The sequence below is a fragment of the Delftia sp. ASV31 genome, assembly GCF_016428765.1.
GTDB lineage: Bacteria > Pseudomonadota > Gammaproteobacteria > Burkholderiales > Burkholderiaceae_C > Comamonas > Comamonas acidovorans.
In genome coordinates, this window is the sequence record NZ_JAELTK010000083.1 from 1 (window position 1) to 18,487 (window position 18,487).

The 18,487-nt window shown below is 65.8% G+C and carries 20 protein-coding genes; 19 read left to right on the top strand and 1 reads right to left on the bottom strand.

All coding sequences use genetic code 11. From position 1 onward, the window contains the following. Nucleotides 1–270 precede the first annotated feature (270 nt). The 19 genes from JHD82_RS23485 to JHD82_RS23575 all read left to right on the top strand — a co-directional run bounded on the left by JHD82_RS23485 (nucleotide 271) and on the right by JHD82_RS23575 (nucleotide 17,957). A complete protein-coding gene (locus tag JHD82_RS23485) occupies nucleotides 271–1,248 on the top strand; it encodes a hypothetical protein (protein ID WP_199139056.1) in 978 nt (325 codons plus the stop codon). Nucleotides 1,249–1,258: 10 nt separating this feature from the next. Continuing rightward, complete coding sequence (locus JHD82_RS23490; protein WP_199139058.1) at nucleotides 1,259–1,462, top strand: hypothetical protein; 204 nt, start codon at nucleotides 1,259–1,261, stop codon at nucleotides 1,460–1,462. 60 nt (nucleotides 1,463–1,522) lie between these two features. Beyond that, nucleotides 1,523–2,638, top strand: a complete 1,116-nt coding sequence (locus tag JHD82_RS23495) for a N4-gp56 family major capsid protein (protein ID WP_199139059.1) — start codon at nucleotides 1,523–1,525, stop codon at nucleotides 2,636–2,638. 29 nt (nucleotides 2,639–2,667) lie between these two features. After that, complete coding sequence (locus tag JHD82_RS23500; RefSeq protein ID WP_199139061.1) at nucleotides 2,668–3,117, top strand: hypothetical protein; 450 nt, start codon at nucleotides 2,668–2,670, stop codon at nucleotides 3,115–3,117. An 81-nt stretch (nucleotides 3,118–3,198) separates the two neighbouring features. Next, entirely contained in the window at nucleotides 3,199–3,582 is a 384-nt protein-coding gene (locus JHD82_RS23505; protein WP_199139063.1) for a hypothetical protein, read from the top strand. Nucleotides 3,583–3,610: 28 nt separating this feature from the next. After that, entirely contained in the window at nucleotides 3,611–4,207 is a 597-nt protein-coding gene (locus JHD82_RS23510) for a hypothetical protein (protein ID WP_199139065.1), read from the top strand. Further along, the gene (locus JHD82_RS23515) at nucleotides 4,198–4,830 is read left to right on the top strand and encodes a DUF6682 family protein (RefSeq protein WP_199139067.1); all 633 of its coding nucleotides are present in this window, start codon (nucleotides 4,198–4,200) and stop codon (nucleotides 4,828–4,830) included. The genes JHD82_RS23510 and JHD82_RS23515 overlap by 10 nt, the downstream gene beginning before the upstream one ends. Nucleotides 4,831–4,899: 69 nt before the next feature. Next, entirely contained in the window at nucleotides 4,900–5,316 is a 417-nt protein-coding gene (locus JHD82_RS23520; RefSeq protein WP_034398312.1) for a hypothetical protein, read from the top strand. Nucleotides 5,317–5,319: 3 nt separating this feature from the next. Continuing rightward, on the top strand, nucleotides 5,320–6,366 hold the full coding sequence (locus JHD82_RS23525; protein ID WP_199139069.1) for a hypothetical protein: 1,047 nt from the start codon (nucleotides 5,320–5,322) through the stop codon (nucleotides 6,364–6,366). Between the two features lie 2 nt (nucleotides 6,367–6,368). Further along, entirely contained in the window at nucleotides 6,369–7,706 is a 1,338-nt protein-coding gene (locus JHD82_RS23530) for a hypothetical protein (RefSeq protein ID WP_199139071.1), read from the top strand. Next, the gene (locus tag JHD82_RS23535; RefSeq protein ID WP_199139073.1) at nucleotides 7,706–9,046 is read left to right on the top strand and encodes a hypothetical protein; all 1,341 of its coding nucleotides are present in this window, start codon (nucleotides 7,706–7,708) and stop codon (nucleotides 9,044–9,046) included. The genes JHD82_RS23530 and JHD82_RS23535 overlap by 1 nt, the downstream gene beginning before the upstream one ends. A 77-nt stretch (nucleotides 9,047–9,123) precedes the next feature. Further along, on the top strand, nucleotides 9,124–9,381 hold the full coding sequence (locus JHD82_RS23540) for a hypothetical protein (protein WP_199139075.1): 258 nt from the start codon (nucleotides 9,124–9,126) through the stop codon (nucleotides 9,379–9,381). A gap of 33 nt (nucleotides 9,382–9,414) precedes the next feature. Next, nucleotides 9,415–11,994, top strand: a complete 2,580-nt coding sequence (locus tag JHD82_RS23545; RefSeq protein ID WP_199139077.1) for a hypothetical protein — start codon at nucleotides 9,415–9,417, stop codon at nucleotides 11,992–11,994. Beyond that, a complete protein-coding gene (locus tag JHD82_RS23550) occupies nucleotides 11,991–13,907 on the top strand; it encodes a DUF1983 domain-containing protein (RefSeq protein WP_199139079.1) in 1,917 nt (638 codons plus the stop codon). Before JHD82_RS23545 ends, JHD82_RS23550 begins: the two co-directional genes overlap by 4 nt. After that, nucleotides 13,904–14,323 carry a tail fiber assembly protein gene (locus JHD82_RS23555; RefSeq protein ID WP_199139081.1) on the top strand — a complete coding sequence of 140 codons (420 nt, stop codon included), beginning with the start codon at nucleotides 13,904–13,906 and terminating at the stop codon, nucleotides 14,321–14,323. The genes JHD82_RS23550 and JHD82_RS23555 overlap by 4 nt, the downstream gene beginning before the upstream one ends. Beyond that, the gene (locus tag JHD82_RS23560) at nucleotides 14,323–14,778 is read left to right on the top strand and encodes a GNAT family N-acetyltransferase (protein ID WP_061287676.1); all 456 of its coding nucleotides are present in this window, start codon (nucleotides 14,323–14,325) and stop codon (nucleotides 14,776–14,778) included. Before JHD82_RS23555 ends, JHD82_RS23560 begins: the two co-directional genes overlap by 1 nt. Beyond that, a complete protein-coding gene (locus JHD82_RS23565; RefSeq protein ID WP_199139083.1) occupies nucleotides 14,759–15,625 on the top strand; it encodes a hypothetical protein in 867 nt (288 codons plus the stop codon). Before JHD82_RS23560 ends, JHD82_RS23565 begins: the two co-directional genes overlap by 20 nt. After that, a complete protein-coding gene (locus JHD82_RS23570; RefSeq protein ID WP_199139085.1) occupies nucleotides 15,625–16,380 on the top strand; it encodes a phosphoadenosine phosphosulfate reductase family protein in 756 nt (251 codons plus the stop codon). The genes JHD82_RS23565 and JHD82_RS23570 overlap by 1 nt, the downstream gene beginning before the upstream one ends. Then, nucleotides 16,380–17,957 carry a hypothetical protein gene (locus JHD82_RS23575; protein WP_199139087.1) on the top strand — a complete coding sequence of 526 codons (1,578 nt, stop codon included), beginning with the start codon at nucleotides 16,380–16,382 and terminating at the stop codon, nucleotides 17,955–17,957. The genes JHD82_RS23570 and JHD82_RS23575 overlap by 1 nt, the downstream gene beginning before the upstream one ends. Before the next feature lie 50 nt (nucleotides 17,958–18,007). Here the strand turns inward: JHD82_RS23575 and JHD82_RS23580 are convergent, their stop codons facing one another. Then, nucleotides 18,008–18,421 carry a hypothetical protein gene (locus tag JHD82_RS23580; RefSeq protein WP_199139090.1) on the bottom strand — a complete coding sequence of 138 codons (414 nt, stop codon included), beginning with the start codon at nucleotides 18,419–18,421 and terminating at the stop codon, nucleotides 18,008–18,010. Nucleotides 18,422–18,487: the final 66 nt, after the last annotated feature.

Consider the following 18,487-nt stretch of genomic DNA (forward strand, 5'->3'; position numbering starts at 1 on the left):
CCCCCCCCCCCCCCCCCCCCCCCCCCCCCCCCCCCCCCCCCCCCCCCCCCCCTTTTAGATGTGTATAAGAGACAGGTCTAGGCCAGAGGATCTCTCATTCGATCAGCCAATCTAGTTCAATTGGGGGGATGCCACTGGGAACGGGCTGCAGCATTGCTGCGCGTCTGTCAGTGTGAGCGAACCGACAGACGATGGCTCATCGGCTGGGCGGCAATACTTCGTACCAAGCCTGCCACCCTGCCGTGATCCAAACCACGAAAGGACGCACACATGAGCTTGAACGACGACCACCTGCGCCTCCTGTCCGACGCCGAGCGCGAGGCCATGGAAGCCGACGACAACGACTACGACCCCGAGGAAGACAACGCTGCAGCGCTGGCTGCCCTGGGGCGCGGCCCCCTCGATGCGGAAGAGGAAGAGGAGGGCGACGACGACGCAGCTGACGCGGGCAAGGGCAAGCCCGAGCCCAGCACACCCAACGCGCCCACTGAACCCACCGCTGCGCCCGCTGCAGCGCCTGCAGCCGCTCCCGCTGCAGCACCCGCAGAACCCACCGATGCCACGCAGCCGACCGACGCACCTGCACCAAATCCGCAGACTGCGCAGCAGCCCAGCGGCTACCGTGCGGAGCTGCCCGCCGACTACGACGCCCAGGTGAAGGCCAACAAGGACGCCGTGGCCGCCGCCCGCGCCAAGTTCAACGAGGGCGAGCTGGAGCAGGCCGAGCTGGACGCGGAGCTGGATCGCCTGCAGGACGAGCGCGACACGCTGCGCGACATGAAGACGCGGGCCACCATGTCGGCCGAGATGCAGCAGCAGTCCACGCACCAGGCCTGGACTGCCACCATCAACGGCTTCTTCGAGGAAGCGGCCAAAAACGCAGAGCTGGGCATCGTGGACTACCGCAAGGATGCGGCCAAGCAGGCGGACCTGGACGCGATGGTGCGTGCCCTGGGCGCGGCGCCCGGCAACGAGCACAAGCCCATGCGCTGGTTCCTGGAAGAAGGGCACCGCCGCGTGGTGGCCCTGCACGGCATTGCCACGACCAAGAAGCCTGCGGACGTGCAGCGCAAGCCTGACGCCTCGGCCGTGGTCACCAACCTGGCCGACGTGCCCGGCGGCGCGGGCGATGCCGATCCCGTGAGCGATGAGTTCGCCGAGCTGGACAAGCTGGAGGGCCTGGATTACGAGCGCGCGCTGGCTGGCATGTCCGAGGAAAAGCGTGATCGCTACAACCGCCTGGGCTGACACCGCCGCCATGCCGTCCGCTTCCTCTACCCCCGACGCGCGCCGCATCTTCGTGGAGCTGCGCATGGGCGATGTGCTGGAGGTGGGCGGCGCCCGCATCCAGCTGGAATACAAGAAGGGGCAGGCCGCGCGCATGGTCGTGATGGCTGCCCCTGAAACCACCGTCAAAAAGACACCGGCCGCCTCGCGGCCCGTACCAAGCCTGCCATCTTGAGGGCTGGATCATTTTTCAACCGGGGCGCTGGAGTGCTCGCTACCACACAGGAGCACTCCTATGGGCAAAACAGTGGTGGGCGTGAACAGCCCCCGCGCCGTCAAGCGCTTTTCTGGCAACCTGGCACTCGATGTGTCGCAGGCCTCGTACTTCGGCAAGCGCTTCGCGGCCGTGGGCCAGGGCGCCAAGACCCCTCTCCAACTGCTGACGGATCTGGAATCCGAAGCCGGCGACCTCATCAGCTATGACCTGCTGGCCGAATTGCGTATGGCACCCGTCGAGGGCGACGATGTGCTGGAAGGCAAGGAAGAAGGGCAGCGCTTCTACACCGATGAGCTGTACATCGACCAGGCGCGCGGCGGCGTCAACACGGGCGGCCGCATGTCGCGCAAGCGCACGCTGCATGACCTGCGCGTGCGTGCCAAGCAGCAGCAGTCCAGCTGGTGGGGCCGCTTCCAGGACGAACTGACGTTCACCTACCTGTCGGGCTCGCGCGGCATCAATGCCAACTTCATCCTGCCGCTGGGCTATCAGGGGCGTGCCAAGAACCCGCTGACGGCGCCCACGGCCAACCAGCATCTGTTCGGCGGCGATGCCACGGCAGTGACCAATCTGGACGCGACCGACAAGATGTCTCTGGGCGTGATCGACCGCGCCATTGTCCGTGCCGAAACGCAGGGCGGTGGCGCGACGAACATCCCCGTCCTGCAACCCTGCGTGGTCGATGGCGAAGAAGTGTTCGTCATGGTGATGCACAAGTTCCAAGAGGACGACCTCCGTAGGGAAACGGGCACGGGCGGTTGGCTGGAAATCCAGAAGGCAGCCGCTGCTGCTTTGGGCCTGAAGTCGCCGTTGTTCAAGAGTGCACTGGGCATGCACCGCAATGTGGTGCTGCACAGCCACCGCAACGTGATCCGCCACAACACCCACGGCGCCACGGGCGACCTGGAGACGGCGCGCGCGCTGTTCATGGGTGCGCAGGCTGGCGTGATCGCTTTCGGCTCGCCCGGCACCGGCATGCGCTATGGCTGGCACGAGGAAACGGCCGACCGTGGCAACCAGGTCATCATCACCACGTCGTCCATCTTCGGTGTGAAGAAGACCGTCTTCGAGGTCGAAGGCGAAAAGCAGGACCACGGTGTGTACAGCGTCGATACCGCCGCCGCATCGCGCTGATCCACCCCACCGAATAGAAGGAATCAGACATGGCTTTCAAGCAACTCAGTGCCGTGGCCGCAGGCCATCAGGCCCCCATCACCCCCGGCGGTTCCGAACTGGTGCGCTCGCGCTTCGGCCAGCCCCTGGCCGTGGCCGACCACGCTGTCGGCGCCCGTGGCGTCATCGGCATCCTGCCCGCCGGCACGCTGCCCGTGTCCCTGTTCATCCGCGTGCCTGCCGCCCTGGGCGCAGGCTTCAAGGCCTCTATCGGCCTGGCGGATGCGGCCGGCGACATCAGCGCGGCAGCCGACGACGGCGGCGGGGCCTGGGTGACGGACAACGACGCGGGCGCGGCCGGCGGCTATGTGCAGCTCGTGCCCGCAGCCTTTGCCAAGCTGGTGCCGAAGGATGAAGACCGCCGCATCGTCCTGAAGGTCACAGGCGCGGGCACGGCCGCAGGCCTCTTCGCCCTGGACCTGATCTACACGAACGCCTGACAGCGTGTGCGCGCCCCGCAAGGGGCTTTCCCCCGGTGGCATCGGCTGCCGGGGCTTTTTGAACCCCGGAGAACCAACACCATGAAGCTGTTCACTTCGCTGCCCGCACGCAAGGACGGAACCCTGATCGTGCGCCTCAAGGGCGCCACCTATGTTTTCGAGGGCAAGCCGCTGGCCTGCGAGGTCGAGAACGAGGCCCATGCCGAGCACCTGCGCGCCGGCAACTTCCAGACCGAAGAGGACTTCGAGGCCGAGCAGAAATTCCTGCGCCTGTCTGCCGAGCGCGAAGCCCGCCGCGCAGCCCAGGACGGCAAGGCCCCGTCCTCGCGCGGCACCTTCTCGCCCGGCGTGGGCCCGGACGATGACGACGACCTGGATGGCGGCACCGGCATGCCCCAGGAATCCGACTCGGCCCCCACCGGCCGCGTGCGCAAGGCCTCGCGCGCTTCCAACGTGACCGGCTGATCGCATCATGGCCAGCTGGGAGAACTGGATGCCTGAGCTGGTCCTGGCCGCCCCGAAGGCGCCGGTACCGCTCATCCATATGGCGCTGAACCGCGCCGCGCGCACGTTCCTCAAGGCCACGCGCGCCTGGCAGGAGTGGCTGGAGCCTGCCGACGTGACCGGCGAGGCCTTCGCCGAATACACCTTCGAGCTGCCCCAGGGCGCGGAGCTGCTGCGGCTGGAGCGCGCTACGCTGGCCGGGCGCCCGCTGGAGGTGGCCAAGGCGCGCGATCTGCCTGCCGATCCCTGGCAGCACGAGCTGCGCGGCAAGCTCTACCTGGTCACGACGAACCTGCGCGAATTCACAGTACGCACGGGCAGCACGGGCCGCCTGCAGGTCTACGCCTCGCTGATGCCGTCCCTGCGCGGCAACAGCGTGCCCGACGAGGTGGCCTCGCTCTACCATGAGGCGATCCGCGAGGGCGCCAAGGCCGAGCTGCTGGCCACCGAGGGCACGGACTACTACAAGCCCGACCAGGCCGGCGTGGCCCTGGCGTTCTTCCAGCGCGCCATGGATGACGCCACGGCCGACGTGTGGCGCTCCAACACCAGCCGCGGCTCGCGGGGGAGGGCGTCATGGCTCTGACGGTGGCCCAGTTGCTGGACGATGCAGCGCGCGACCTGCAGGACAAGGGGCACATCCGTTGGACGCGCCAGGACCTGCTGGACTGGTTCAACGCCGCGCAGCGTGCCTTTGCCGAGCAGCGGCCCGACCAGATGGCCCAGCCGCGCGACCTGGTGCTGGCCGCCGGATGGCGGCAGGAGCTGCCGGCCGACGTGCTCACGCTGATCGACATCACCAACAACGCCAACGCCACGCAGCGGCGCATCACTAAGACCGACCTGTGGGTGCTGGACGCCGTGGCCGGCGCCTGGCGCTCTGGCTCCCCGGGCCGCGAGGTGCAGCACTACATGCACGACCTGGGCACGCCGCAGGAATTCCTGGTCTATCCGCCCGTGGCCGCCGGCACCAAGGTGCGCGCCATGGTGGGTGTCGCGGCCGTGGACCTGGCCGACGAGAACGGGACGCCCAGCGTGCCCGAGCGCTGGATGGACGCGCTGCGGCACTTCGTGCTGTTCCGTGCCTGGTCCATCGACGCCGAGTTCGGCGGCAACGCCACCATCGCGGCGGCTCACCGCTCCCTCTACAACGAGGCGCTGGGCATTCATGCCCAGGCTGCGGCCACCACGGCCGTGGCCCAGAAGTGAACCAAGCCTGCCATCCTGGCAGGCATCTTCAATCTGGGCGCTGGAGTGCTCGAAGCCATAGGAGCCGTCATGGCTGGTTTCAGCACATCCCTCGCCAACGCGATCATCAGCGCCACGCTGCGCAAGCAGGCCTTCCCGGCCATCCGCAACGCCTACTTCGCCCTGTTCACGGCCGACCCTACCGATGCATTCACCGCCGGCACCGAAGTGGCCGCACCCTGGTACCAGCGCGTGGCCACGGGCGCCTTTGCCGCGCCCAACAACGGCGCCACCTACAACGCCGTGCGCGCGGAGTTCCCGCCTGTCACGGGCGCCCAGGTCACGGTCACGCACATCGGGATCATGGAAGGTGACTCTGCCACCGATGGCACGGCCACGCTCATGTATTCCGAGCCGCTGCCGTCGCCGCGCACGCTGCAGATCAACGACGTGTTCGTGGTGGACAGCCAGGCGCTGACTGGCGACTTCACGCTGCAGCTGCTGTAAGCCATGAACCGGGGCGCTCTCAACGGGTTCGCACTCAACGGCCGGTCAGCTGACCCCGTGGTGCGCATCCGCGTGGACGCCAAGGGCTATGCCCGCGTCCGCGTGGGCGGGCGCGTGCTCGCCTATGCCGTGGTGAACTCGGCCCCCGCTGCTGCGCTTACCGGCCCGCTGGGCCGCGTGCACGCCAAGCTCTCGGCCGACTCGGTGGCACGGGCGGCCGTCGAGGGTGTGCTGGGACGCATCCATGTGCGCAGCCTACTGGCTACCACGGGCCGCGCCATCGTCAAGGTCACGCTGCCGCCCGTCTATGGGAGGGTGGTGGCCAAGGCTACGGCCCAGGTCACCGTCAATGCCCATGTACTGGCACGCAGTCCTGTGGCTGCCGCGCTGCAGGCGCAGTTCACTCCCCAGACACACCTGTTGCGTCGCGGGCCTGTGCAGTCGGCGCCGGCCGCGCGCGGCAAGGCGGATGGGCAGATCTACGTGCGCCGCTGGCTGCGCTCGCCCGTGGACGGCAAGGGCCAGGCCTTCATCGTGACCCAGGGCCGCGTCGAGGCGCGGCTGGCCGTGTTGGCCCAGGGCCTGGCGCGTGGCGCCGTCGATCCGCACCGCCTGGTGCGCGCGCCGCTCTCGGCCCAGGGCGTGGCCTTCATCGACATCGACCCGGCCGTGCACAGGCGCCTGCCCTTCGATGAGGCAGCGCCCGAATCTCGAACCTTCCTCGTGCCCGCAGGAATGACCACCTTCTACGTTACCGACCAAGGGCAGAGCATGTTCCGTGCGTCCCCCATGCAGCCTGCTGACACGCAGGACTACGACATCGAGTTTGCTGACTGGTTTCCGCCAGGCGACGAGATTGTTTCCGTCGAGCTCAAGGTGCGGCCGGCCATGCCCATGCCGCCGTCCTATGCCTTCGTGGGCCAGCGCGTGAAGGTCTGGATCTACGCGGGCGGCGCCGATGGCCAGAAGTACCAGATCAGCGTGGCCGCCACGACCAACGACGGCCGCACCAAGGAGGTGGAGCTGATCGTGCCCATCAAGGAAAAATAGAAATGCCGCAGCTGTTCCTCAACAACTTCCAGACGCAGTTCATTGCTGACGTGCGCGCGGCGCCGCAGACAGGCGCCCCGGCCACCGAGCTGGACTATGGCGTGCTGCGCGTGTCCGATGGCGCGGCCGGCCTGCTGCGCAACCCCGAGCCGGGCTCCTGGTATGTGCTGACAGCCTACAAGCGCAGCGGTTCGCTGGAGTCGGACTACGAGGTCCTGCACATCACGGCCGTGGACAACTCGGTCATCGGTGAATGCCGGCTCACGGTCTTGCGCGGCCAGGAAGGCACGGCGCCGCGCGCCTATGTGGCCGGCGATCTGCTGGAGCTGCGCTTGACCGCCGGCGGCATGGGCGTGAAGGTGGACCGCGAAGACGGCAAGGGCCTGAGCGCCAATGACTTCACCAACGCTGAGAAGGCCAAGCTGGAGGGCATCGCCGCCCAGGCCACCAGGAATGCCACGGACGCGCAGCTGCGCGACCGGACCACGCATACCGGCGCCCAGGCGATCAGCACCATCACGGGCCTGCAGGCCGCCCTCGATGCGCGTGCGCCCAAGGAGAACCCCACGTTCACGGGCACGGTGTCGGGCATCAGCAAGTCCATGGTGGGCCTGCCCAACGTGGACAACACGGCCGACGCGGACAAGCCCGTGAGTACCGCGCAGCAGGCGGCCCTGGCCAACAAGGTGGACAAGGTGGCGGGCAAGGGCCTGTCTGCCGAGGACTTCACGGCCGAGCACAAGGCCAAGCTGGACGGCATGGCTCCGCAGGCCACCAAGAACGCCACGGACGCCCAGCTGCGCGACCGCAGCACGCACACAGGCACGCAGGCCATCAGCACGGTGGCGGGCCTGCAGGGCGCGCTCGATGGTCGGCTCAAGCTGCGGACCTTCTCCAACGCGGAGCCGGCCGGTGGTTCGCCGGGTGACACCTGGGTCAACACCTCTGACAGCCGCGCCTGGATCGAATACGCCTGGTTCGATGACGGCAGCGGTGGCAAGTGGCGGCGCCTGGGGCCGGCTGCCGATGGCGCGGGCCTGTCCTCGAATACCGCCGTGCTCACGTCCGCGGACAACGGCGCGACCTTGCCCGTGGGCCAGGTCACGCGCGTCAACACGGCGGCAGGCCCGGTGACGCTGCTTGCGCCTGCGGCCTCGGCCGTGGACCTGCGTTTCGGGGTGCGGGACCACGGCAAGAGTTTTGGAACCAACACATTGACGATCAATCCGCAAGGCGCCGATTTGCTGATGGGCATGAATGTCGGCCTGGATGCCGATTTTAATTTGCCCGGTGAGTTGAGTTTTCGTTGTGTGCAGATTGGCCGATGGGAGATGGAATAATGAATCAGAGTTTGAGCGATTTGCTGGGAGTCAATAGCCTGCCACCCATTGGCAGCGTCAACCTTTTACCCGACGTGTCAGATCCCTATGGGATACAAAGGGCACAGGGAAAAACTTATTTGCGCGCTGGGACGCTAGCGAGGTCTGCGATATTTCCCAAAATTCCGGACTTCCTTAAACCTGTCGGGCATATGGCGGCAAAATCCAGCCAGCCCCCGAACGCTCCCATAAGTGACATGGCAACCGACGGGAAAAATACGGTGGTTGCAGTGGCTTACGACAGTACCGTATTTGTTTCCACAGATACGGGAGATAACTGGATCTCGCGCGGAAAGCTTGCCAGTGCTTCCGGATATTCTTGGTCTGTTGCTACAGATGGCAATGGTGTATGGCTTGCAATGGCGCGAGATGGAACAATTATCCGTTCCACAGACAATTTTACATCTTGGGCTGGAACACTCACTCCCGCACAAGCGGCCCTCCCGGGCGGTACGACGTATCCCTGCAGACTCGACTATATCAATGGAGAATTCTGGGTTTCACGTTTGAACCTGTCGCTTAATATGGCAGCAGCCAACAATAACCATCTTTACCGCCTCAGTTCTACAGGAACCACACTGACTGCTGTCAGCTTGCCGGCAACCGGTGCCAATAGCGCGAGCTATTCGCTGTGTGGAGTTGCCGGAAATGGTAGAAGTCTTTTTGTTGTTTTTAACATGGCTGGCGTAGGCTCCTATGCAAATGGAAACACCACCTACACCTACGTCTATCAGTTTGATACAAATCTGGGTGCATTTTCGCAGCCTTACGTGATTTGTGTGCATCCGGCAATGACCATGGCATGGGATGAACAGCAGCAATTGTGGTTGGTCTATGGTAATAACGTTTATTATGTTGGTGGGACTTATTCCTACAGCATGGACGTTCGCCTGTATGATGCCGATATGAAGCTGGTTGCTTCATGGATCCCAGCAACATCGAGCACCCCAGGGGAGGGCTACTATCCTACTGGCCCCGTGGGCGAAGTCGTTTCTTGGGGTAGTTGGGGCGCAATGCTGAAATCCAACCGAAATTATTGCCTTGATGCCTACGGAAGATCGGGGTCGGGAGTTGCCTCCAATTGTTATTTTACGCAACGTCCCTTGGGCGGGAAAATTGAAGCTGCCGCATTTTCGCCTGGAACATCATATCTGGGAGCGGGAGTCAAAGTGAATAGAGATTTGGTTATTGTTTATTCGCATGGCGGTTCGCGGGACGTTTTTCGTGCTGTCTCTTATGTCGGGCTGCCCTACCCAAACAAGCCTACAACCGATACCTCCATGTTTTTGAGGGTGGCATGATGAATCAGTCTGATTTTTTCAACGTCCCGCATCCACAACCGGAACTGACGCCAGGTCAGTTTCGCGCCTTGCTGACCTTGAGCGAGCAGCGCATCCTGGACAACTTTGACGTGCAGGAGTTCGCGACCTTCAATCCCAAGATCAAGCATCTTTCCATCGACCAGCGCGCCGACGTGCGCACGGGGATTGCCACCTACCGCGACAGCACCAGCGTGGATTTGAGCGACACCCGCACCGTCACCTTCATCAACATGATGGGCGCCTACGGCCTGCTGGACAGCGAGGAGCGCGCGGCGCAGATCCTGGCAGGCCAGGTGCCAGCCCTGACCGCGTAGGACGTTGGTGCCAAGCCTGCCAGCCTGCAGGCCATGACCACCTACAAGCTGTCCGCATTCCCGGGCGAGGCGCCCAGCGTGTCCGATCGCGCGCTGGGCGCCAACTTCGCCCGGGAGCACTTCAATCTCTTTTTGCCCAGCTCCGAGTTCTGGCCGCTGGCCACCGACCGGCGCCACTCGGCATGCCTGGCCGGCACCCGCACGCTGCACCGCTTTGCGCGAGACGCCAGCGGAGCCGTGGTGCAGAACCCAGCCGCGCCCATCCGCTCCTGGGCGCAGGAACTGTCCCTGGTCAAGGGCCAGATCAACGACGAGGCTACCGAGCGCACCTACCAGACCACCAACGACGGCAGCGCGGCGCCGCGTGCGCTGGACGTGCGCGGCAACGACCGGCTGCTGGGCGTGGTGCGCCCGGTCAAGCCCACGGTCGCGCTGCAGGTGGTGGACGAGTTCACGACCGAAGAGGCCAAGACCTGGCTGTATGGCGACTTCGCCGAGCTGGTGCGCGCGGACCTGCTGGCCACGGTGATCCAGCACGAGGGCCACCAGGAGGCCATCCGCTGGGATGCCAATGGCAAGGCCTATGCCGGCGCCACGTCCAACTACGGGCTGTCCCTGTCCACCGCCGTAGGCGCTGGCGCCTCGGCTGGCAACCTCTACGCCGTGGTCACGGCGGCCCGCGCGGCTGCGTGCGAGATGGACACTACACGCCTGGGTGCCGTCAAGACGGCCAGCGGCTGGGCCATCCCACTGGCCGCCATGCCGTTCAGCTACCCGTTCCGCCGGCCCGCTCTGGTGGAGGCGCTGCAGCAGCATGAGTTTCCGGACACGGCCGGCGAGCGTTCCGGTGAAACCGTGCTCACGGCCGACCAGGCCGCCAAGCTGGCCGACCTGGTGGAGGAGGCCGTGGCCCCCGGCACCAAGTGCGCCAACTGGCGCAGCGAGCTGGACAAGCTGGTGAAGGAGTTCGCCGACCTGGGCCTGGCCAAGGCCTGGGCCACGCCCGGCGCTGCGCCCGTGAAGCCCAGCGAGCCCAAGGCCGCGCAGTACTACTTCGACTCCGACAACAACGCCATCGAGCATGCCGACTGGGTGCAGTACAGGCGCGACCTGGAGGCCTACTACAAGGCCCTGGACACCTATACGGAAGGCAAGACCGCTGCCACCTCGCAGGCGGCCAGCCTGAATGCCCGCATGGTGGAGATCCAGCAGCGCTGCGCCACCCTGGTGTCCAGCATCCAGACCCAGCTGGCCAGCCAGTACATCGCCGCCACGGGCGACACGGCCGTGATCGGCACCTGGCTGGACCAGTTGGGCGGCGTGGCCGACCTGGCGGGCAAGACTGTGGAGCGCGTGGTGGACTCGCGCTTTTACGTCGTGGCCTTTGTGACCGACTGGGGCGAGGAGTCCGAGCCGTCGCCCATCTCCGAGATGCTGGAGGTGGACCAGAATGACACCGTGACCATCCAGCGGCCCCAGGCCATGACGGGCGAGCAGCATGCCGCGCGCCACGTCGTGAAGTGGCGCATCTACCGCAGCAACGCCTCGGCCGCAGCGGCGGCCTGGCAACTGGTGCAGGAGCTGCAGATCTCCGTGGCCAGCTTCCTCGATGACAAGAAGGGCGAGGAGCTGGACAGCCTGCAGCCGCAGTTCACCTGGGCCGCGCCCCCGTACCGCATGGACGGCCAGTACGAGGGCGACAACAAGCCCAGCGTGGGCGCCAATCCCTACCTGCGCGGGCTCACGGGCATGCCCAACGGCATCATGGCCGGCTTCATCGACAACACCGTGGCCTTCTGCGAGCCCTACGTGCCCTACGCCTGGCCCGTGGACTACCAGGTCACGACCGAATGGCCCATCGTGGGCATGGCCGTGTTCGACCAGACCCTGTTCGTGGGCACGGCCGGCAATCCCTACTTCGTGACGGGCGCGCACTCGGCGCAGATGTCGGCCATCAAGCTGGACAGCAACCAGTCCTGCAGCGCGCGCCGCTCCATAGTGCCCGTGCAGGGCGGCGTGCTGTTTGCCTCGCCTGATGGCCTGTGCCTGGCCAGCCCGGGCGGCGTGCAGGTGGTGACGCGGCAGCTGATCGCGCGCCAGGACTGGCAGCGCATGCAGCCGTCCAGCATGTTCGCGGCCGAGCACGAGGGCGTCTACTACCTGTTCTACGCCGGGGCCGGCGGCGGCTGCCTGGCGTTCAGCGCGCAGGACGGGGCCAAGCTGGGCCATACCGACCTGGGTGGCCCTGGCGTGACCGCCGTCTGGGTGGATCGCTTCAACGACCTCATGTACGTGGCGCGCGGCCAGGACATCCTGGAATGCTTCACGGGCGATGCCCTGCGCACGGCGCGCTGGCGCACAGGCCTGGCCACCCAGGGCCAGCAGCTGCCGCTGGCCTGGGCCAAGGTCTACGGTCTGCAGGACGCGCAGCACCAGATCACGCTGCGCCTGTGGGGCGACGGCCAGCTGCAGCACACGGCTCAGTTCACCGACCTGCAGCCGCAGCGCCTGCCGCCCGGGCGCTGGCTGGAGCACCAGGTGGAGATCGAGGGCGCGGCCCGCGTCACCAGCGTGGTGTTGTGCTCGACCACGGAGGAGCTGCGCAGCGTATGACCAACCGCAAGAAGATCGACACGGGCGCGGCCCGCCTGCCGGCCCTGGCCCGGGTCAACGTCCAGGACAAGGCCCTGTCCAACTGGATGCAGGCCGTGACCGAGCACCTGGAAGTGCGCTCCGGCGCCCGGGGCAACGAGTTCGAGCGCGGGGTGACCCTGCGCGAGCTGCTGGACCTGCAGGGATCGGTGCAGGGCGTCACCCAGCTGCTGGCCACCGACAAGACGCCCGGCGAGGGCGAAACGGTCATCGACCTGGGCGGCGGCCTGTCCGCCATCGTGGCGGTGGACCGCTTTGCCAAGGAGATCATCGAGTCGCGCCTGTTCAAAAGCCTGGCCAAGACCCTGGACGACCCCAGCCGCTTCGACCACCTGGCGCAGGAGATCCGCGACGAGCTGCTGCGCTCCATCGCCGACGAGGCCGCCAAGCGCGGCGCCGAGGTGCGCGAGCTGCAGACCGTGGTGCAGACCAACGTGCGCAGCCTGGCCATGGCCGTGCGTGAGGTGACGGCCAGCCTGCGCAACGCCAGCGCAGGCCTGCGCGCCACGCAGGCGGCGTTCGCGGACGGCCAGCGGGCCATGGCCACCAACGTGCTGCAGCTGCAGGCGTCCCTGGGCAACTACTACCAGGACGGCAAACCGGGCCGCGCCATGCTGGAGCAGGAGATGACGGTGTTGGCCGGCTACAGCGAGGGGCTGCGCGCTCAGTACACGCTCAAGGTGCAGGCCGGCGGGGCCCTGGCCGGCTACGGCATCGCGGCCGAGGAGGTCAATGGCAAGACCTCCAGCGCCTTCATCATCATGGCCGACAAGTTCGCCATCGTCTCCCCCAGCTACAACGCCGGCCAGATGAGCACGCCGCGGCCCGAGGACGTGGTGTTCGGCGTCGATGGCGACGGCATCTACCTGCAGCGCAACGTCTATCTCAAGGGCAACATGCGCATCGACGGCCTGGGCAAGAAGCTCGTGGACGGCCTGCGCGGCTCGGTGCTGCTGTCGGCCAGCGGCAGCTTCTGGAGCGATGCCACCGCACGCCAGGCCGTCTGGCAGGCCCTGGGCAACAGCGGCAGCGCGCCCAACACCAACCACCTGATCGTGGGCGATGCCGTGACCATCAGCAACGGCGCCGGCTTCACGCAGACGCGCCACTGGATGGGAACGGCTTGGCTGATCCCGGCCGCCGTGCTCAACGGCGACCTGCTGGTGGACGGCACCGTGGCGGCGCGCAAGGTGGACACGCGCGGCCTCACCGTGCGCGACAACGCCGGCAACGTCATCCTGGACGCCAACGGCCTGGATGCGCAGTGGCTGCGCAATCTCAAGGCCGCCCAGGTCAACGGCCTGGGGCCACTGGCAACCAAGGACAAGGCCCGCATCGGCGACACCGTGGCGTTTCCGGACGGCACGACGATGAACACCAGCGACTTCATCAACCGGCTGCAGCGCATCACGTCCAACAACATCGGCGTGTTCATGGACACGGCGGCCATCGGCACGGCCTACATCGGCCAGGCGGCCATTGGCACGCTGCAGATCGCGGGCGGCTCGGTCACTTCCATGGCCAGCGGCTCCGGCGGCCAGGTCACGCTGTCGGGCGGGCAGTCCGTGGAGCTGTGCTCTGCATGGGTGAACAACGCAGAGGGTGGCTCCGGCGTCGTGGTCATCGCCCTGGTCAACGCCATGCCCGTGAACAGCAATGGCAGCCTGAGCTTGACGCTGTACCGGGGCGGGATCGGTCTGCAGTACACCGGCACGTCGATGCCCAACGGCTACCGGACCTCGGCCCACAACAGTTGTTTCGACGCCAACCCGCCCGCAGGCTGGACCCAGTACCGCCTGGTGGCCACGGCCGGGCCCGGCGAGACGGTCACGGTCTTCCTGTCCAACATCGTTGCCACGGGAGGCCGCCGATGATCCACTTCATCCAGATCGATGGCGCCGGCCGCATCCTGCGCTCGGGCAGCGCGCCGTGCCGCCACCTCAAGGATCTTCCCGGGGCGAATGGGAGCTTTCGCCGCGTGCCGCATCCCGTGCCAGACCCGAACGCCTTCTATTGGGATGGCGGCCTGGTGGCTGTGCCGGCGGCGCCCAGCTCGTTCCACCGCTTCGACGTGGCCAGCAGGTCCTGGACCCTCGACCTAGCCCAGGCCTGGGCGGCCGTGCGTGCCCAGCGCGACGCGCGCTTGGCCGCCTGCGACTGGGTGACGCTGCGCGCACAGGAGACGGGCGACCCCGTGCCCGGCCGCTGGCTGGCCTACCGCCAAGCCCTGCGCGACATCACCGACCAGGCCGACCCGCTGGCCATTGTCTGGCCCACTCCGCCGGCCTGATGCGTGCCAAGCCTGCCACCGTGCTCGGCATGCCCCATTCCCTCGAATATGACCTCGACGCGGTGCTGCCCTTCATGCAGGGCCTGGTGCCGGGCCTGGCACGTTCCCAGGACATGCGCGCCATTGGCCTGCGCCGTGGCGGCCGACTCGTGGCCGGCGTGCTCTACGAAGGCTTCAACGGCCGCAACCTCTGGATGCACGTTGCGGCAGAGCCCGGCGCGCGCTGGCTCGTGCGCGACTACCTGCGCGCCTGCTTTGCCTATCCGTTTCTGGTGTGCGGCGTGGAGCGCGTGAGCGGCTACGTGAACGAGAGCAACGCCCTGGCGCGGCGTTTTAACCAGCACCTGGGGTTTCGTGAGGAGGCCCGGCTACACGGCGCGGCGCCGGACGGCGGCGACGTGCTTATTTTTGTGATGTGGAAAAAGGAGTGCAGGCATGCGCTGGCACACGACTGAATTTGATTTCCTGCCCGAGCGCGCGTTCTGGCCGCGTCCCGGCGGATCGATGACCATGGAAGGCGGCAAGGGCAGCAGCACGCCCGCCCCCGACCCGCGTCTGGTCGAAGCCCAGGTGAAAAACCTGGGCATCCAGGACGACATGATCAAACAGATCATCGGCAATGCGAACGACATGGCGCCGCTCCAAAAGGAGCAGACGCAGTTCGCGCTCGACACCTCGCGCACCGCGTGGGAGCAGTCGCAGTCCGACCGCGACTATGCGCTGGGGCGCCGCGACAAGCTGACCGGCCTGCAGGACACCATGGTGGAGGACGCGCGCACGTTCGACACGGAGGGCAAGCGCGAGGAGCTGGCGGGCCAGGCGGCTGCCGATGTCTCCAACGCATACGAAAGCGCCAAGCGCACGCAGGGCGCGGAAATGGCCCGCATGGGCATCAATCCCGCCGATGGCAAGTACGGCGCCGGGTCCAACGCCTTGGTTGCCAGCGAGGCGCTGGCCACTGCCGCCGGAAAGAACTCGGCCCGAACGGCTGCACGCGCGGAAGGGCGAGCGCTGACGGATCGGGCCTCGAATGCACTGGCCGGCTATCCCGCCATGGGCATGCAGACGACGGCCGCCACGGCCGGCTATGGCGCCTCGGGCCAGAACATCGCCAACACCGGCCTTGCTGGCCTGAACTCCGGCTATGGCCAGGCGGCTGGCATGGCCGGCAACGCTGGCAACAGCGCGGCCAACATGTGGGGCCAGCAGTCTCAGGCCTACCAACAGTCGCAGGCCACCCAGGGGGCTGGGACGGGTGCCATCGTGGGCGCGGGCCTGTCTGCTGCGGCCATGTTCTTCTGATGCGGGCCGCACACATCGCCGACAGCGTGGGCCAGGCGATTGCTGGCCGGCGCGCAGCGCTGCATTTCAGTGGGGGCAAGGACTCGCTGGCATGCCTGTACCTGCTGCGCCCGCTGGTGGAGCAGGGCCTGCCCGTCTACTGGCTGTCCACGGGCGACACCATCCCGGAAACACACGCGGTCGTGGACCAGGTGCGCGCGTGGATTCCAGATTTGCGCACCGTGCAGACGGACGTGCTCGCCTGGAAAGCAGCCCATGGCATCCCGAGCGACGTGACCACGGCGCAATCGAGCTGGATCGGCCGCGCCTACGGCATGAGCGACACGCCGCTGGTGGGCCGCATGGACTGCTGCGTGGCCAACCTGATGCAGCCCATGCACCAGCGCATGCTGGCCGATGGCATCGAGGTGGTGATTCGCGGCACCAAGCTGGCCGACACCGGCCAGGTGCCGGCGCGCGGCCCAGGCGATGCCTACGAGGTCTTGCTGCCGCTGCTGCACTGGAGCCATGACCAGGTGTTCCAGTTCCTGCAGGAGGTCGGTGCTCCGCGCAATGCCGTCTACGACACCTTCCGCGCCATCAGCGCGCCCGAGTGCCTGCACTGCAGTGCATGGTGGGACGACGGCAAGGCCGCCTATCTCAAGCAGCTGCACCCCGACAAGGTGGGGCAGTACCGAGTGAATCTGCAGACCATCCGCGCCGAGCTGGCGCGCCGGGTGCAGGAGTTGGACAGCGAATTGAAGGAGTGCGAATAATGAATTTGGGAAATGGCTTCGCTGCGGGCCTGGCACAGGGCCAGCAATTTACGCGGGGCATTGCTGATGCCTATCGCGCCGGTCAGCAAATGAACGATGCGCGCGACCAGGCTGCGCAGAAAGAGGCTCTGAAGGGCATTGCCAGTGCCACGGCCGTGGAGTCCACGGGCTACACCGCGGACCAGGGCAAGGAGCTGGAAGGCCTGGCCGCCAAGGGATACAAGATCGATTTTGACGACGCCCAGAAGGCCTATGTCGCGCGCAACGATGCCGGCGACACCAAGACCATCGCCATGCAGGGCGTGACCGATTTCATGGGCGAGCGCACGCAGGGCTCGATGAGCCGCGAGCAGCAGGACAGCACGCGCATGCTGGCCATGGCCGACGTGATCGGCCGCACGGACCCCGAGCGCGGCCTGCAAATGCGTCAGCAGTTCCGCCAGGGCCAGCATGCTGAAAAGCGCCAGGCCCGCGAGGAAAAGCAGTGGGCCAGAGAGGATGGCATCGAGGCGCTGGACAAGGAACTGGGCCAAGCCTTCGAATCCTCGCTGATGGGCGAAGACGGCAAGCGCCGAGCCCCCACGGCCACGGACTACCTGCAGTCCAACCAGCAGCGTGCGTTCAAGCTGGCCCAGGGCGGCTACATGGCCGAAGCGGAAAAGGCTTTCAAAGACAACCTCTCGACCGCCCATATCAAGATCCAGATGGACGCGGCCGAGCGTAAACAGGCGCTCGGCCCCGCTATGGCCGCATTGGGCAGCGGGGACTATGGCGCCGTCGCCGAGTTCTACAACCGCTTCGTGCCCAGCGGCGCAAAGGTCACGGGCATCGAGGCGGACAAGGATGGCGGCCTTGTGATGAACCGCACGGGCATCGATGGCAAGCCGTTGGCGCCGCTGCGGGCCAAAGACCAACGCGAGGCCATGGCTATGCTCCAGTCCCTGGAGAACCCCGGCGCGCTCTACCAATACAGCCAGGACGAGTTCCGCAATCAGCTGCAGCTGAAAGCAGACCGGCGAGCCGACCATGCCGACCAGCGTGCAGCTGGGGCCGATGCCCGTGCTGCTGCATCGCACGGCATTGCCATGGAGGACCGCCGCGAGCGGCTGAACGACAAGCGCGAACTGCGGGATGTACGCGAGGCCATGGCGCGCGAGTCAAACCCCAGCATTTCGGACACCCAGATCCGGGCGGTGCGCGCGGGCATCATGCAGACCCCCGGGGCTGATAACGCCAAGGCCAAGTACGACTATGACCCGGTGAAGGTGCAGAAGGCTTTTGGGGAAACCATCCCCGGTCGATTCGCGGGGGACAAGGACACAGTGAAGCGCGACATGGATAAGGAGCGGCGCTTCCAGGAGTTCATGGCCGACAACCCGAACATTCGGGACGTGGATGAGGGGCTGGTGAAATTCAATGCCGCTGATGTGAAGCGCACCCGTGGTGAGAAAGCCGGCCGGGCATCGGCCGTGCAAGGAGCCATGTCGCCGGAAGCCATTGCCACAACGGCCAAGAAGTACGGCATGACTGAGGACCAGGTGCGCGACAAGCTGCGTTCCCAGGGTCTCATCAAGTAGGCACGTCCTAGACGTGTACGAAGAATGGCCCCCGCTATTTTTACTGGCTTTTACTTGAAGTTGTTGGTTATGAGGTTGAGTCGCTCTCGCTTTGACTGACTTGTTTCAACCCACTCACCATTTGAAAATTTGAATATCCCGTCTTGATATTTTATGAAGTTGATGAGTGGGAAATCATTTGCGGCTTCTGCAACCTGTTGTGTCATGTGATTAAGCAGTGATTCAAGGTTGAGGAACATCGGAGATTTGAATAGCTGATATGCTCCGGTTGCGTCGCCTAAGTGAGAGCAATTTGTGATGACTGTAGCTGAATAGTATTGTGTTGCATCGGCCCCATTGTTTATTGTCAATATAATCTCTTTGCCTACAGAGTATTTTGGCTTTGAATTCTCACAATAATCTTTCAACCTTTTGAGCTTGCGGGATATGGTGCTGGCGAAAAGTTTTTCCAGGAATTTAAGCATGTCAGTGTCTCTATTGATTTCTAAATGAAATCCCTTCAAGTATAAGATTACAAAAGAATAAGTAGA

Bases quoted from the DNA above. Each gene is read 5' to 3' on its own strand.
- JHD82_RS23485 (WP_199139056.1), top strand. From the start codon at position 271: ATGAGCTTGAACGACGACCACCTGCGCCTCCTGTCCGACGCCGAGCGC.
- JHD82_RS23490 (WP_199139058.1), top strand. From the start codon at position 1,259: ATGCCGTCCGCTTCCTCTACCCCCGACGCGCGCCGCATCTTCGTGGAG.
- JHD82_RS23495 (WP_199139059.1), top strand. From the start codon at position 1,523: ATGGGCAAAACAGTGGTGGGCGTGAACAGCCCCCGCGCCGTCAAGCGC.
- JHD82_RS23500 (WP_199139061.1), top strand. From the start codon at position 2,668: ATGGCTTTCAAGCAACTCAGTGCCGTGGCCGCAGGCCATCAGGCCCCC.
- JHD82_RS23505 (WP_199139063.1), top strand. From the start codon at position 3,199: ATGAAGCTGTTCACTTCGCTGCCCGCACGCAAGGACGGAACCCTGATC.
- JHD82_RS23510 (WP_199139065.1), top strand. From the start codon at position 3,611: ATGCCTGAGCTGGTCCTGGCCGCCCCGAAGGCGCCGGTACCGCTCATC.
- JHD82_RS23515 (WP_199139067.1), top strand. From the start codon at position 4,198: ATGGCTCTGACGGTGGCCCAGTTGCTGGACGATGCAGCGCGCGACCTG.
- JHD82_RS23520 (WP_034398312.1), top strand. From the start codon at position 4,900: ATGGCTGGTTTCAGCACATCCCTCGCCAACGCGATCATCAGCGCCACG.
- JHD82_RS23525 (WP_199139069.1), top strand. From the start codon at position 5,320: ATGAACCGGGGCGCTCTCAACGGGTTCGCACTCAACGGCCGGTCAGCT.
- JHD82_RS23530 (WP_199139071.1), top strand. From the start codon at position 6,369: ATGCCGCAGCTGTTCCTCAACAACTTCCAGACGCAGTTCATTGCTGAC.
- JHD82_RS23535 (WP_199139073.1), top strand. From the start codon at position 7,706: ATGAATCAGAGTTTGAGCGATTTGCTGGGAGTCAATAGCCTGCCACCC.
- JHD82_RS23545 (WP_199139077.1), top strand. From the start codon at position 9,415: ATGACCACCTACAAGCTGTCCGCATTCCCGGGCGAGGCGCCCAGCGTG.
- JHD82_RS23550 (WP_199139079.1), top strand. From the start codon at position 11,991: ATGACCAACCGCAAGAAGATCGACACGGGCGCGGCCCGCCTGCCGGCC.
- JHD82_RS23555 (WP_199139081.1), top strand. From the start codon at position 13,904: ATGATCCACTTCATCCAGATCGATGGCGCCGGCCGCATCCTGCGCTCG.
- JHD82_RS23560 (WP_061287676.1), top strand. From the start codon at position 14,323: ATGCGTGCCAAGCCTGCCACCGTGCTCGGCATGCCCCATTCCCTCGAA.
- JHD82_RS23565 (WP_199139083.1), top strand. From the start codon at position 14,759: ATGCGCTGGCACACGACTGAATTTGATTTCCTGCCCGAGCGCGCGTTC.
- JHD82_RS23570 (WP_199139085.1), top strand. From the start codon at position 15,625: ATGCGGGCCGCACACATCGCCGACAGCGTGGGCCAGGCGATTGCTGGC.
- JHD82_RS23575 (WP_199139087.1), top strand. From the start codon at position 16,380: ATGAATTTGGGAAATGGCTTCGCTGCGGGCCTGGCACAGGGCCAGCAA.
- JHD82_RS23580 (WP_199139090.1), bottom strand. From the start codon at position 18,421: ATGCTTAAATTCCTGGAAAAACTTTTCGCCAGCACCATATCCCGCAAG.